General features: G+C 74.5%; 2 protein-coding genes. Both read right to left on the bottom strand.

Translation table 11 applies throughout. The features are described from left to right. Window positions 1-4 precede the first annotated feature (4 nt). Entirely contained in the window at window positions 5-472 is a 468-nt protein-coding gene (locus tag ACIPEP_RS00530) for a hypothetical protein (RefSeq protein WP_402716154.1), read from the bottom strand. Then, window positions 469-15,687: a hypothetical protein gene (locus tag ACIPEP_RS00535; RefSeq protein ID WP_402716155.1), complete on the bottom strand. Its 15,219-nt coding sequence runs from the start codon at window positions 15,685-15,687 to the stop codon at window positions 469-471. Before ACIPEP_RS00535 ends, ACIPEP_RS00530 begins: the two co-directional genes overlap by 4 nt. Window positions 15,688-15,791: the final 104 nt, after the last annotated feature.

Here is a 15,791-nt window from a genome sequence, read left to right on the forward strand (position 1 = left end):
GCCGTCAGGCCGCGAAGCGCTCCACGCGCAGCACGCAGGAGAGGCCGCTCTCCGAGGTGTCGATCGTGGTGTCCCAGTCCTCCGACGCACCGGCGCCGACGGCGGCGACGTCGACCTCCTTCACGGCGCGGGTGTCCGACTGCCCCTTGAGCAGCGAGACGTAGATGCGGTAGCCCTGGCCGGTCTTCTCGGGGTTCTTCACGGTCCCGGCGACGGCCCACGACGAGCCGGAGCGCTTGCACGAGGTGACCTGCACGTCGGACTTCGCGCCCACGAACTCACCGGTGCCGCCGGCCGGGGTCTCCACGTCGGTGATCGCCGGACGCTCCGTGGCGGCCGTGGTCGAGGACGCCGAGGGCTTCGCGTCGGGGCCGTCACCGCCCGAGCAGCCGGCGAGGCCGACGCCGAGGGCGGCGACCCCGGCGAGTGCCAGGAGCCGGACGGACAGGGAGCGCGAGGGGCGCAGGGTCATCGGTGTTCCTTCCTGGGGCGACGGCGGCTCCCGATGACCGCCGTTGCGATGCCGAGTGCCACGAGGAGTGCGGCCACGGCGATTGCCGGCACGGGGTCGGACCCGGTGAACGCGAGGGCAGGGACCCCCGCGGCCGGGTGGACCGCGATCCGGACGGTGTCGGGCGCTGAGGTGATCGGGCCGGTGCCGGGCAGGGTCCCGGGCGTCGGCGTCCCGATCGCCGTCGCGCTGTTCTCGACGCTACCCGAAGCGCCGTCGGCCTGACCGATCACGTAGGTCGCCGTGGCGGTCACGCGCTGCCCGGGGGCGAGGACGCCCGCGGCGCCGGGCCACTGCCCGTAGGCGACGTCGGAGAGCCCGGCGAGCCGGTCGTCGACGTGCACGCCGCGCAGGGTGACGGTGCCGGTGTTCACGAGCGTGAAGCCGTACTGCAGCTGCTGCCCCACGGCGCCGTCGGTCCCGGCGGCGTACTGCACGGTCTTGTCGATCGTGAGCGAGCCGCGGCCGGCGACGGGTGCGGTGGCCGAGGAGGCCCCGCTCGTGACGTCGGTGCCGTCCGGTCCGGTGCCACCGACGGTCGCGGTGTTCACCACGCCGCCGGCGTCGACGTCCGCCTGGGTGATGCGGTATCCGGCGGTGCCGGTCGCCTGCTCACCGGGGGCGAGCGTGCCGGCGGTGCCCGGCCAGGTCCAGGTGACGTCGGTGAGCCCGGCGAGGCCGTCGTCCAGGGTGACGCCCGTGATCGGCGCGGAGCCGTCGTTCGTCACGGTGAACGTGTAGTCCACGCGGTCCCCGACGGCGCCGGTCGCCCCGGCCGCGAGCACTCCGCGCTTGTCGAGCGTCAGGTGCGGCGCGTTCGGCAGGGAGACCCCGGCCTCGGAGGTGTCGGTGACGGTGCTGCCACCCGGAGCGGTGCCGACGACCGTCGCCGGCGAGGACAGCGACCCGGCGTCCACGTCCGCCTGGGTGACGACGACGGTCGCGTCCACCTCGACGGTCTCGCCCGGCAGGAGCACGCCCGGTTCGCCCGGCCAGGCGTAGGTCATCGCGGAGACCCCCGCTCCGGCGTCGCGCACGGTGACCCCGCGCAGGGTCGTGTCCCCGCCGTTCGTGACGACGTAGTGGTACCGGACGGTGTCGCCGGCGGCGCCGGTCGTCCCCGGGGCCAGGGTCGCGGTCTTCACGATCGAGATCCCCGCGGCCGCGGTGCCCGTCGGGACCGTCGCGGCGCCGCCGCCGTCCACCACGACGCCGTCCGGTGCCGTGCCGGTCGCCCGTGCGGTGTTCACGACCCCGCCGGCGTCGACGTCCGTCTGGCCGACGGTGCTCGTGCCCGTGACCCGAACGGTCTCGCCCGGCGCGAGGGTGCCCTCCGCCGCCGGCCACGCCGTGTCGGTGGTCCGGAAGCCGGCGAGGTCGTCGGTGACCGCGACCCCGGTGAGCGTGACGGTGCCGCTGTTCCGGACGTCGATCGTCCAGCGGAGCTCGGTGCCACGGCCCGCGGTCGTCCCGGACGCGGGTGCGCCGGACTTCGCGACGGTCAGGCCCGGGGTCCCGGTGACGGTGGTCGACCCGGCGTCCGAGGCCCGCACGGTCGCCCCGGCCGGGCTCGTGCCGGTCGTGGTCGCCGTGCTCGAGACCGAACCGCGGTCGACGTCCTGCTGGGTCAGCGTGTACGTCGCCGTGGCCGTGGCGGTCTGCCCGGGTCGGAGGACACCGGACGTCGCGGGCCAGTCGACCGAGATCGCGCCGAGGCCGGGCTGGCCGTCCGCGACGGTGACCCCGCGGAGCGTCGCCGCCCCGGTGTTCGTGATCGTGAACGTGAACGCCACCTGGTCGCCCGCACGCCCCGCTGCACCGTCGGCGAGGCGCTGGGTCTTGACGATGTCGATGCCGGCGTCGGCCGCGGCGAGGGGCACCGTGGCGCTGCCCGCGGCCGAGACCGGGCCACCGGTCGGCGGGTTCGCCGTCGCCGTCGCGGTGTTCACGACGCTGCCGGCGTCGACGTCCTCCTGCGTGACCGTGTACGCCGCGGTCGCGACGACGTCGGCCCCGGGGGCGAGCGTGCCGTCGAACCCGTCCGGGTACTCCAGCGCGCCGAGCCCCGGCAGCGGGTCGCTGGCGGCGACGTCGCGCAGGGTGGTGGTGCCGGTGTTCCGGATCGTCAGGCGGTAGTCGACGGTGTCGCCGACGGACCCGGCCGCACCGTCCGCGAGCGCGCCGTCCTTGCCGACGGTGAGCGCCGGGGCGCCGGGCAGCACGAGCGTCGCGTCCGCGCTGGCCGTGACGTCGGTGCCGGTCGGCGGCGTGCCGTTCGTGGTCGCCGCGCTGCCGGCGCTCCCGTGGTCGACGTCCGCCTGGGTCAGCGTGTACGTCGCGGTCGCGGTGACGACCTGCCCCGGTGCGAGCGTGCCCGGGGTCCCGGGCCAGTCGTACGACACGGTGCCCACGCCGTCCTGCGCGTCGGTCACCGTGACGCCGGCGAGCGTCGACGTCCCGCTGTTCGTCACCCGGTAGGTGAACGTCACGACGTCGCCGGCCCGCGGGGCGGTGTCGCCGTCCGGCAGCGTGGCGGTCTTCGTGATCCCGATGCGGGCGTCGGCGGGGCCGGTCTCGACCGTCGCGGTCGCGTCGGCGGTGACGACGGCGCCGTCCGGCGCGGTCCCGGAGGCGGTGGCCGGGTTGGTCACCCGGCCCGCGTCGAACTGGGCCTGCGTGATCGTCGAGATCGCCGTCGCGGTGACGGTCTGCCCCGGTGCGAGCGCGCCCGGGGTGCCGGGCCAGGTGCCGAACGTCACGTCGCCGGTGCCCTGGAGCTGCTGGGCGATCGCGGTCCGGTCGAGGGACACGGTGCCGGAGTTCGTCACGGTGTACGTCCACTGCACGGTGTCGCCCACGGCGCCGGTCGCGCCGGGTGCGAGCGCACCCTGCTCGGCCAGCTCCAGGGCCGGGCGCGCGGTGATCGCGACGGCGGCGGTGTCGGCAGCGTCGACGGTCGCGCCACCGGGTGCGGTGCCGGTCGCGGTGACCCGGGAGGCCTGGGTCCCCTCGTCGACGTCGGCCTGCGTGAGCGCGTAGGCCGCGGAGGCGCGTGCGGACTCCCCGGGTGCGAGCACCCCGGTGGTCCCCGGCCAGGCGATCGTGATCGCGGACGTGCCGGTCTGCGCGTCGGCGAGCGTCACACCGCGGAGCGTCGACGTGCCGGTGTTCGTCACGACGTAGCCGAACTCGACCGTGTCGCCGGCCGTGCCGGTCGCGCCGTCGGCCAGGCTCGCGGTCTTCGTGACGGCGATCTGCTGGGTCGAGGCGCGCAGCGCGACCGTCGCAGCGTCCCGCTCCGGACCGGGGTCGCTCACGCCGGTCGGCACGGTGGCGTCGGCGGTCGCGGTGTTCACGACACTGCCGGCGTCGACGTCCGACTGCGTGACGGTCGAGCGTGCCGTGGCGGTCACCGACTGCCCGGGCAGGAGCTGCCCGGCGGTGCCGTTCGGCCACGTCCCGACGACGGGCGCGGAGACCCCGGGCAGGGCGTCGGCGACCGAGACGTCGGTGAGCGTGACGGTGCCGGTGTTCGTCACCCGGTACGTCCAGTCGATGCGGTCGCCCAGGTCGCCCCGGTCGCCGTCCGCGAGCACGCCGGTCTTGTCGAACGTCCACGACCCGGTGCGGACGGTGTCCAGGCCGCCGTCGGCCGTGGCGGTGACGACCTCGCCGGAGGGGACGGTCGCCGTCGTCGTGGCGGTGCTCGCGATCGAGCCCCGGTCGACGTCCGCCTGGGTGAGCGTGTACGTGGCGGTCGCGGTGACGGACTGCCCGGGCGCGAGCGTGCCGACGGTGCCGGGCCAGGTGCTGTAGGTCACGGCGCCGAGGCGCGTCTGGTCGTCGTCGAGCGTGACGCCGGTGAGCGTTCGGTTCCCGGGGTTCGAGACGGTGAACGTGAGCGTGACGGTGTCACCGGCGACCCCGGTGCCCGAGGTGACGCGCTCGTCCTTCACGAGCGCGATCACGTCGGACGGGTCCGCGGTGCGGATCGTCGCGCCGTCGGTCGCGGTCACCGGTGCGCCGGTCGGCGGGTTGCCGACGACGGTCGCCTGGTTGACGACGCTGCCGGCGTCGACGTCGGCCTGGGTGACCGTGTACGTCGCCGTCGCGGTGACGACCGCGCCCGGGGCGAGGGTCCCCGCCGTGCCCGGCCAGTCGGCGTCGATCGCGGAGAGCCCGGCGAGCCGGTCGGACGCCGTGATCCCGGTGAGGGTGACGCTGCCGGTGTTCTCCGCGCGGAACGTGTAGCGCACGGAGTCGCCGACGCGGCCGGTCCCCTCGTCGGCGTACGCGGCGGTCTTCGACAGCGTGATCGACGGCGACGGGGCGATGGTCACCGAGCGGGTGTCGGCGTCGCTGACCCCGGTGCCACCGGGGGCGTTGCCCGAGGCCGTGACGGTGCTCGTCAGGGTGCCGCGGTCGACCTCGGCCTGGGTGAGCACGTGGGACGCCGTCGCGGTGACGGTCTCCCCCGGTGCGAGGCGCCCGGCGGTGCCCGGCCACGTGCCGTACACGACGGTGGACGCGTCGGTCTGGTCGTCGCGGGCGGTGACGCCGGTCAGGGTGACGTTGCCGGTGTTCGTGATCGCGTAGGTGTACTCGACGCGGTCGCCGGCGACACCGGTCGACCCGCTCGCGAGTGCCGCGGTCTTCACCACGCCGATGCGCGGGCCGGACGCGGCGGTCTCGACGGTGGTGCCGTCGGTCCCGGTCACGTCGGAGCCGTCGGGTGCACGCCCCACGACGGTCGCGGTGTTGGTGACGGCGCCGGCGTCGACGTCGGACTGCGTGATCGTGTACGTCGCCGAGGCGGTGACGGTCTGACCCGGGGCGAGGACGCCGACCGCTCCCGGCCACTCGTCGACGGTCGGGTCGCTGAGACCGGGCATGCGGTCGATGAGGTCGAGCAGCGTGACCGTCACGTTGCCGGTGTTCGTGGCCGTGAAGGTGTAGCGGATGCCCTCGCCCGCGGACCCGGTCGCACCGGGCGCGAGCCGGCCCTGCTTGAGCAGGGTGAGCCCTGGAGCCTGGGCGAGGTCGACGCCGGCGGTGTCGGTGGCGCGCACCGTGCCTCCCGTCGGTGCCGTGCCGGTGGCGGTGGCGGCACTCGCGACGCGACCCGCGTCGAGGTCCGCCTGCGTGAGCGCGTACGTCGCGGTCGCGGTGACGGACCGGCCCGGAGCGAGCGTGCCCGCGGTGCCCGGCCACGTGCCGTACGTGACCGCGCTCGTGCCGGTCTGGGCGTCCGCGACCACGACGCCCCGGAGCGTCTGGTTCCCCGTGTTCGTGATCGTGTAGCCGAGTCGGACCGTGTCACCGACGGCCGGGGTGCCGGTCGTGGTGCGCTGCTCGGTCTTCGTCAGCGCGATCGCGGGCGCTCCGTCGTCCGTGCGGATCGTCGCGCTGTCGGATGCCGTGACGTCCGCGCCGCGCGCCGGCGTCGCCGTGACGGTCGCCTGGTTGACGACGGCGCCCGCGTCGACGTCGGCCTGCGTCACCGTGTAGCCGGCCGTCGCGGTGGTCGACTGTCCCGGTGCGAGCGAGCCGTCGCCGTTCGGGCCGGCCCCCACCGTGATCGTGCCGAGTCCGGCGAGGCGGTCCGTCACGCGGGCCGAGCCGAGCGTGACCTGGCCGGTGTTCGTGACTGTGAAGGTGTAGCGGACGGTGTCGCCGACTCGGCCGGTGCCGCCGTCGACGTACGCGGCGCGCTTCGTGACGCCGACGCCCGCGGCCGCGGTGAGCGCGACGGAACCCTGCGCCGCGTCGCCGACCCGGGTGCCGGTCGGGCCCGTGCCCGTCGTGGTCGCGGTGCTCGCGACGCTGCCGCGGTCCACGTCCGCCTGGGTCAGCGTGTACGACGCCGTCGCCGTGATGGACCCGCCGGGCGCGAGGGTGCCGACGGCGGTCGGCCAGGTGCCGAACACGATGTCGGACAGCCCCGCCTGGGCGTCCTCGAGCGCGACGGCGGACAGCGTCGCCGTGCCGGTGTTCGTGATGGTGTACCCGAACCGCACGGTGTCGCCCGCGGTGCCGGTCGCACCGCCGGCGAGCTGCTCGGTCTTGTCGAGCCGGATGCCGGGCACGGCCGTGGCGAGCGCGACGGTCGCGGCGTCGGACGCCGTGACGGTGTCGCCCGCGGGGGTGCGGCCGGTGACGGTGGCGTCGTTCAGGACGCTGCCGGCGTCCACGTCGGCCTGGGTGACGCGGTACGTCGCGGTACCGGTGACGACCTGCCCGGGGGCCAGCCGTCCGGCGGCGGTCGGCCAGTCGGCGACCTCGACGTCGGACACCCCGGCGAGGACGTCGGCGACCTCGACCCCGCTGACGGTGAAGGTGCCGGTGTTGGCAACGCGGAACGTGTAGCGGACGGTGTCGCCGACCGCACCCGTCGAGCCGCCGAGGCTGCCGGTCTTGTCGATCGACAGGGCGCCGCGCGGTGCCACGGTCACGCCGCCGTCGTCGGACGCGGCCACGTCGGCGCCGCGGGGCGGCGTGCCCGTGGTCGTCGCGGTGCTCGCGATGCTGCCGCGGTCGACGTCCTGCTGCGTGAGCGTGTACGTGGCGTGGGCGACGACGGACTGCCCGGGCGCGAGGCGTCCGGCGGTGCCACCGGGCCAGGCGTCGAACCGGACGGCGGACAGACCCTGCTGCGAATCGGTGACCCCCACGCCGCTGAGCGTGACGTCGCCGGTGTTCGTGACCGTGAACGTGAGGTCGACGGTGTCGCCGGCGGCGCCCGCTCCCCGGTTCGTCTCGGTCTTCTGGATCCCGATGCCCGGCGCTCCGGTCGTCGTGACGACGGTGCGCGTCCCCGATCCGGACACGGTCGTGCCGGCGGGGGTGGTGCCCGTGGTGGTCGCGGTGTTCGCGATCGACCCGGCGTCCACGTCGTCCTGCGTGACCGTGCGGTCCGCCGTGACGACGACCGCCTGGCCGGGCGCGAGGGTGCCCGCCGTGGCGTTCGGCCACGTCGTGGTGGGGGTGCCGAGCCCGTCGAGCGGGTCGTCGACCGTCACGGCGGTGAGGGTGGTCTGCCCCGCGTTGGTCGCGGTGACGGTGTACCGGACGACGTCGCCGACCCGAACGGCACCGACGTCGCCGGCGCCGACGACCGCGGCCGTCTTGCGCGTCGACACGGCCGAGGTCGGGTCGAGCACGACGCTGCCGTCGTCGGTCGCCGAGACCGCGGCTCCGCTGCGCCGGTCGGTCGCGGTGGTGGTGGCACCGCTGGACAGTGCGACGTGGCCGTCGGTGTCCGCCGCGGCACGGTCGACGTCCGCCTGGGTGAGCCGGTGGCTCGCGGTCGCGGTCACCGACTGGCCCGGGGCGAGCGTGCCGGTCGTCCCCGAGGGCCAGGCGCCGAACACGATGCCGGACAGCCCCTGCTGCTCGTCGGTCAGCCCGACGCCCGTCAGCGTCGTCGTACCGGTGTTCGTGATCGTGTACCCGAAGCGCACGGTGTCACCGGCGACGCCCGCGGACCCGTCGGCGACGGCCTCGGTCTTGTCGAGGGTGATCGTCGGGGCGCTCGCGTCGACCGCGGTGGTGCTCGTGGCGGTCTTCGTGATCGCGGCGCCCGCGGGCGGGCTGGCGACGGCGTTCGCGGTGTTCACGACGCTGCCGGCGTCCACGTCGGCCTGGCTGATCGTGTACGCCGCCGTGGCCGTGGCGACCTCGCCCGGTGCGACCACCCCGGGGCGGGACGGGTCCGGCCACGTGTACGACAACACCCCGACGCCCTGCAGCTGGTCGGTCATCTGCAGCAGGTCGAGCGTGGTGTTGCCGGTGTTCCGCGCGGTGAGCGTGAAGCGGAGGTCGTCGCCGACGGCCGCACTGCTGCCCGCGGGCACGCCGGACTTCGTGAAGTCGAACGTGTTCACCTGCGTGACGGGCACCGTCCGGTAGCTCGTCGCGGTGACGGCCGCGCCGCCGTTGGACGGGGTGCCGCGGGTCGTCGCCGGGCTCGTGACGTACCCGGCGTCGATGTCCGCCTGGGTCAGCGTGTGCACGGCGGTGGCGGTGACGGTCTGGCCCGGGGTGAGCGTGCCGGTCGTCCCGGACGGCCACGTGCCGTACGTCACGGCGCCGTCGCCGGGGTCGGCACCGGCGTCGGTGATGCCCACGCCGGTCAGCGTGAAGTCGCCGGTGTTCGTCACGGTGTACGCCAGGTCGACCGGGTCGCCCGGGCGGGGCGCACCACCAGAGCCCGCGACGGACGCGTCCTTGACGATGCCGATCGCGGCGGTGTTGTCGGCGTCGGTGGCGATCGTCACGGTCGCGTCGCGGCTCGTGGTGGCTCCGGCGGGCGTGGTGCCGGTGACGGTCGCCGTGTTCGTGATCGCGCCGGCGTCGACGTCGGCCTGCGTCACCGTGTACCGCGCGGTGGCCCGGAGCCGCTCGCCGGGCGCGAGGGACCCGGCCGTCCCGCCGGACCACTCGAGGTCGCGGAGCCGGCCGGCGGCCGCCGCGTCGGTGACCGGGGTCGAGGCGCCGAGCCCGATGAGCTGGTCGCGCAGGGCGAGGCCGCTCAGGGTGACGGAACCGGTGTTCGTCGCGAGGAACGAGAAGACGACGGTGTCGCCGACCCGGCCGCTCTGCACGGCGCCGTCGGCGGACTGGCCGTAGCGGGCGGTCTTCGTCAGCGTCACGGCCGGGGTCGGCGTGATCGTGACGCCGTCGGTCGCGGTCGCGGTGACGCGGGTGCCGGCCGGGGTGGTGCCGAACGCGGTCGCCGCCGAACGGATGCCGCCGGCGTCGACGTCGGACTGGCTGATCGTGTAGGTCGCCGTGGCGGTCGCCGAGCGACCGGGGGCGAGCGTGATGGTGGTGTCGCCGTCGGCGAAGACGACGCTCGAGATGCCGCGCTGGGCGTCCTGCACGCCGACGACGGTGAGCGTCACGTTGCCGGTGTTCGTGACGACGTAGCGCATGTCGACCTGGTCGCCCGCGGTCGCTGCGCGGGTCGTCGAGCCGTCGGCGTCGAAGGTCTCGGCCTTCGTGACGGCGAGCCCCGGTGCCGCGCTCGAGGTGGGGACGGTCGCGGCGGCCGTGGCGGACACGGTGGCCGGGTCGGTGCCGGTCGGTGCGGTGCCGGTGACCGACGAGGTGTCGACCAGCGCGCCGGCGTCGACGTCGGCCTGGGTGACGGTGGAGGTGGTGGTCGCGGTGACGGTCTGGCCGGGTGCGAGGGTGTTCGGCGCGTTCGGCCAGGCGTACGTCACCGTCCCGCCGAGGGCGTGCACGACCTCGGGCACGGTGAGCGTGACGGAACCGGTGTTCGTCGCCTGGTACGTCCACGTGACGACGGAGCCGACGCCGCCGGACCCGCTCGTGACGGACCCCGTCTCGGTCAGGGACACCGCCGGGGTGCGCTTCGTGCTCGCCGAGCCGGTGTCGGTCGCGCGGACGGTGGTGCCACCGGGCGACACAGCCGTGGTGGCGGCGTCGCTCGAGACGGTGCCCCGGTCCACGTCCGCCTGGGTGAGCGTGTAGGTCGCGGTGACCGTGACGGACTGCCCGACGCCGAGGGTCCCCGCGGTGCCGGACGGCCACGTGCCGTAGGTGAACGCGGAGTGGCCGGACTGCTCGTCGGTCAGGGTCACGTTCGTCAGGGTCTGGTTGCCGCTGTTCGTGATCGTGTACCCGAGCCGGACGGTGTCACCCGCGACGCCGGTGGCACTCGTGGCGAGGCGCTCGGTCTTCGCGAGGGAGATCGCCGGTGCACCCGAGGCCGGGGTGACCGTGGCCGCGCCGGTGGCCCGGACGGTGCCGCCGGTCGGGGTGGTCGCCGTCGAGGTCGCGGTGTTGACGATGCTGCCGGCGTCGATGTCGGACTGGGTGACGGTGTAGGTCGCGGTCCCGCGCACGGTCTGCCCGGGTGCGAGGGTGCCCGTGGTGCCGGACGGCCACGTGCCGAACGTGATCCCGGACAGCCCGGCCAGCTGGTCGCGCACCCCGACGCCCGTGAGCGTGGTGGTGCCGGTGTTCGCGACGTCGAAGCGGTACGTGACCGTGTCGCCCGCGGCGCCGGTCCCCCCGACGACGGCGCTCTTCGACACCGCGATGCCCGGCGCCGGCGTGATCGTCTGCGCGGCGGTCGCGGGCGTGGACACACCCGTCCCCTGCGGCGTGGTGCCGGACACGGTCGCACGGTTCGCCACGGTGCCCGCGTCGACGTCGCCCTGGGTCACCGTGTACGACGCGGTCGCCGTCACGGACTGCCCCGGTGCGAGTCGCCCGGCGGCGCCGGGCCAGGTGTACGTCAGCGTCCCGAGCCCCGCGTGCGGGTCGGTGATCGTGACGCCGGTCAGGGTCTGGTTGCCGGAGTTCGTGGCGCGGAACGTGTAGTCCAGGGTGTCGCCCGCGCGGCCGGTGTACCCGGTGCCCGTGGCGACCGACTTGGTGAACCCGAGCGCGGGCGACCCGGTGAGCGGGATGGTGCCGGAGCCCTGCGCGGTGGCGGTCGAGGTGCCCGACGGGCCGGAACCGGTCGCCGTCGCGGTGTTCGTCACCGAGCCGGCGTCGAGGTCGGTCTGGGACACCGTGCCGGTCGCCGTCGCGGTCGCGGTCTGCCCCGGGGCGAGCGTGCCGCCGGTCCCGGGCCATGAGTACGTCAGCCCGGACAGCCCGGCGAGCGAGTCCGTCGCCCCGACCGAGGTCAGGGTGGTGGTCCCGGTGTTCGTGATGCGCAGGGTCCAGGTGGTGCGGTCACCCGCGGTGCCGGTCGACCCGGCGTCGAGCGCGCCGGACTTCGCGACGCTGATCGCGACGGTCCGGTCGACGGACACCGACGCGGCGGTCGCCTGCGAGACCAGGGTGTTGCCGGGGGTGGTGCCCGCGACGGTCGCGGTGTTCCGGACGGTCCCGGCGTCGACCTGCGCCTGGGTCAGCGTCGAGGTCGCGGTGGCCGTGACGGTCTGCCCCGGCGCCAGGCGACCGGTGGTCCCCGGCCACGAGTACGTGATCGACGACAGGCCCGCGAGCTGGTCGGTGATCGCGACGCCCGTGAGCGTGACGTTGCCGGTGTTCCGGGCGCTGAAGGTCCAGTTCACGGTGCCACCGGCGGTCGGCGAACCGGACCCCGCGACGGCACCCGTCTTCGTGAACGACAGGGCGCCGGAGGACGGGACGGGCAGCGTGTGCGGGCTGCTGGCCGTGACGGACCCCTGCGCGGGCGTGGTCGCGGTCGCGCGGGCCGTGTTCACCACGCTGCCCGCGTCGACGTCGGCCTGGGTGAGCGTGTACGTCGCGGTGGCCGTGACGGTCTGGCCCGGAGCGAGGGTGCCCGCGGTCCCCGAGGGCCAGGTGCCGTACACCGGCGTGGAGACGCCGGCGAGGGCGTCGCCGATGCGGACGGCGGTGAGCGTCTGGTTGCCGGTGTTCCGCGCGGTGAACGTGTAGTCCACGGTGTCACCGGCGCGGCCGGTCGCGCCGGACGCCAGCGCGCCGGTCTTCGACACCGCGATCCCCGGCGTAGCCGGCACGGTCGTCCGTGCGGTGGCGGCGTTCGTCGCGGTGGTGCCGTTCGGGGCGGTGCCGGTCGCCGTCGCCGTGTTCTGCACGAACCCGGCGTCGACGTCCTTCTGGGTCAGCTTGTAGGTCGCCGTCCCCGTGGCGCTCTGCCCGGGGGTGAGCCGCCCGGCGGTGCCCGGCCACGTGTACGCGATCGTCGACAGCCCGGTGAGCGGGTCGGCGACGGTCACCCCGGTGAGGGTGGTGTTGCCGGAGTTCCGAACAGTGAACGTGTAGTCCACGGTGTCGCCGACGGCGCCGGTCGCCCCGGACGCCAGCGCGCCGGTCTTGGCGATCGCGATGCCCGGGGCGCGGGACACCGCGACGGTGGCGGAGGTCGTCGACGACGCGGGCTGGCCGGAGCCGTCGGCACGGGTGTTGCCCGCGCCGGTCGCGGTGTTCACCACGCTGCCGGCGTCGACGTCGGCCTGGGTGAGCGTGGACGTGGCCGTCGCGGTGACGGTCTGGTTCGGGTCGAGCTGTCCGGTGGTGCCGGGCCAGCCGTAGGTCAGCGCGGAGATGCCGCTCAGCCCGTCGGCGATCGCGACGCCGTACAGCGTGGTGTTGCCGGTGTTCGTGGCGCTGAACTGCCAGTTCACGGTGTCGCCGACCTTGCCGGAGGCGCCGGTCGCCAGCGCGCCGGTCTTCGTCACGGCGATCTTCTGTGCGGCCGCGATGTTGACGGTCTTCGAGGTCTGGCCGCTCGTCACGGCGGTGCCGGACGGGTTGCTACCGTTCGCGGTCGCGGTGTTCGTGATCGAGCCGGCGTTCACCTGCGCCTGCGTGAGCGTCGAGGTGGCCGTCGCGGTGACGGACTGGCCCGGCGCGAGCTTGCCGGTCGTGCCGGAGGTCCAGGTGCCGTACGTGATCGCCGAGATCCCGGCGAGCGGGTCGGCGATGGTGACGCCGGTGAGGGTGCGGTTGCCCGCGTTCGTCACGGTGAAGGTCCAGGACACGGTGTCACCGGCCCGCCCGGTCGCGCCGGACGCCAGGGTCCCGTCCTTGACGATGGTCAGACTGGAGGCATCGGTCACCGCCACGGTCGCCGTCGCGTCCGGCGCGGTGACGGTGCCGCCGGTGGCGCCCTTCGCTGCGGCTCCGGCGGTGTTCACGACGCTGCCCGCGTCGACGTCGGTCTGGGTGAGCGCGGAGGTCGCTGTGGCGGTCACCGTCTGCCCCGGCGCGAGCGTGCCGCTCGTGCCGGACGGCCAGGTGCCGTAGGTGAGCGCGGAGACGCCGGCGAGCCGGTCGGTGATCGAGGCGGCGGTGACGGTCTGGTTGCCGGTGTTGCGCAGCGTGAACGACCAGTTCACGGTGTCGCCGGCCTTGCCCGTGGACCCGGCGGCGACGGCACCGCTCTTGGTCAGGACGAGTGCGTTCGCGGCGGGGATCGCGACGGTGGCGGTGGCGGTGGGTGCCGTGACGGTGCTGCCGGTGGCGCTCCGACCGGCGGCGGTCGCGGTGTTCGTCAGCGTCCCGGCGTCGACCTGCGCCTGGGTGAGCGTCGAGGTGGCGGTCGCGGTGACGGTCTGCCCGGGGGTGAGTCGGCCGGTGGTGCCGGACGGCCAGGTGCCGTAGGCGATGGCGGAGACGCCGGCGAGCTGGTCGGTGATCGCGGCACCGGTGATGGTCTGCGCGCCGGAGTTCGTCAGGCGGAAGGTCCAGTTCACGGTGTCGCCGGCCCGGCCGGTGCTCCCGGACGCGAGGGCGCCGGCCTTCGTCAGCGTCAGGGCGTTCGCGGCCGTCAGCGGCTGGGTGCGCGACGCGGTCGCGCTGGGCTTCGGGCCGCCGTCCGGGTCGGTGCCGGTGACGGTGGCGGTGTTCGCGACCGAGCCGGCGTCGACGTCGGTCTGCGTCAGCGTGTAGGTGGCGGTCGCGGTGACGGCCTGGCCGGGCTGGAGCGTCCCGCTGGTGCCGGACGGCCAGGTGCCGTAGGCGAGCGCGGAGAGCCCCGACAGCGGGTCGGTGATCGCGACGCCGGTGAGCGGCGAGGTGCCGGAGTTCGTGGCGGTGAACGAGTAGTTCACGGTGTCGCCCGCCTTGCCGGTGGCGCCGGAGGCGAGGGCGGAGGTCTTCGTGAGCGCGAGCGACGACAGGTACGTGTTCGTCGCGTTCGTGTCGGTGACGGTGATCGTCGGGTCGCCGGTGACCTGACCGGTCGCGGTCACCGAGCTCGTGGTGGACGCGGCGGTGGGTGGCGGACCCGTGCACCGGACCGTGGCGGTCGCTCCGGAGGCGAGCGGCCCCGCGATCGTCGTCGACGGCGTGCAGGACTCGGTGTCCGGGAAGGTCAGCTGGATGTTCGACAGCGACACCGAGCCGTTGTTCGTCACCGTGATCGTGAACGAGGTGTTCTCGGTCGCGGTGCGGTACTGGTCGTTCGTGCTGCCGTCCAGGGTCTTCACCACGCTGAGCGCCGCGGTCGGGACGGACAGCACGGCGTTCTGCAGCAGGTAGGAGTCACCGCTCGTGCCGACGGTGAGCGTCATCGACGTGTCGCCCTTGTCGACGCCGCTGAGCGTCTGGGTGTGGACGTCGACGCTCTGGTTCGTGAAGGTCGACGTGTCGCCGGTCTGCGTGTACCGCACCGACCCGTCCGCCTGGCCGACACCGATGTTGCCGGAGGCGTTCTTCGTGTTGAGCACCTCGGTCGGACTGCCGCCCTGCGGGGTGTACCGCATGTAGTCGCCCGTGATGCCGCGGTCGCCCTCGTACAGCGTGTAGCCGAACTTCACACCGGGCTGCAGCGCCGAGAACCCGGTGAAGTTGACGGTGAGCGGGCTGTCCGACGCTGCCTCGCGCACGTGGCCCTGGTAGTAGATGACGCGGTGCGGGGCGCTCGCGGCGTTGCCCGGCACGTACTTGCCGTAGTCGTAGACGACCGTGAGCGACCAGCCCGCGTAGCAGCCGGCGCCGACCGCTGCCCAGATGTTGCCGGCGCTGATGGTGAGGGCCGACCCGGTGGTGGCGTTCGCGAACGCACTCGTGACGTCGGCGGAGGCCGAGTAGTACAGCGCGCTCGCCTGCGACGCCGGGTCCTCGAGCAGGGCCTGCGGCGCGACGGTCTGGATCGCGCCGGAGCCGACCTTGAACTGCACGCCCTGGGTCCGGTAGCCCGCGGCGGCGTCCGGTCGGGTGGCGTACCACTGCGAGCCGTTCGCCGAGTTGCCCGAGCAGGTCACGTTGCCCGCGCCGGTGAAGACACCCGTGTTGGCGCTCCAGTCCAGGTAGGCCTTCGCGACGGTGGCCCCCGCCGGGATCGTCAGCGCGCCGGTCGACGAGTTCGTGGTGAAGCCGGAGACGGTGTTCGAGTTCACCATCTTGAAGTAGTCGTTGTACGACGTGGAGACGCCCGTGCCGGGGTTGTTGGCGTGCAGGTCCGTGCAGCTGCCGCTGGTGTTCGTCGCGGTGAGCGCGGAGCCGGTGCAGGCGAGCACGCCGTTGCCCGTCATCGTGAAGTCGCCGTTGACCGTCGCCTGGTAGTTCGGCGACTGGTCCGAGCCGGTGCCCCACTGCACGACCGCGGCCTGGGCGACGCCCTCGGTGCCGAGTGCGACGCCCGCGGTGGGGATGAGCACGGCGAGCGCCATCGCGATCCCACGGAACCAGCGGGGACGGGCGATGGTCTCCGCGCGGTGGCGGGGACGGGGTGCGAGCAGCAAGCAGTGACCTTCCGGGCACGACGAACAGACCCTTGGGAGTGGTCGGGTCCACGCTGCCGGGTGGGATCAGGGATGTGACGACCGCCTCACAGGTCGTCCTGTCG

Origin of the sequence: Curtobacterium sp. NPDC087082, assembly GCF_044745045.1 — a bacterium.
GTDB lineage: Bacteria > Actinomycetota > Actinomycetes > Actinomycetales > Microbacteriaceae > Curtobacterium.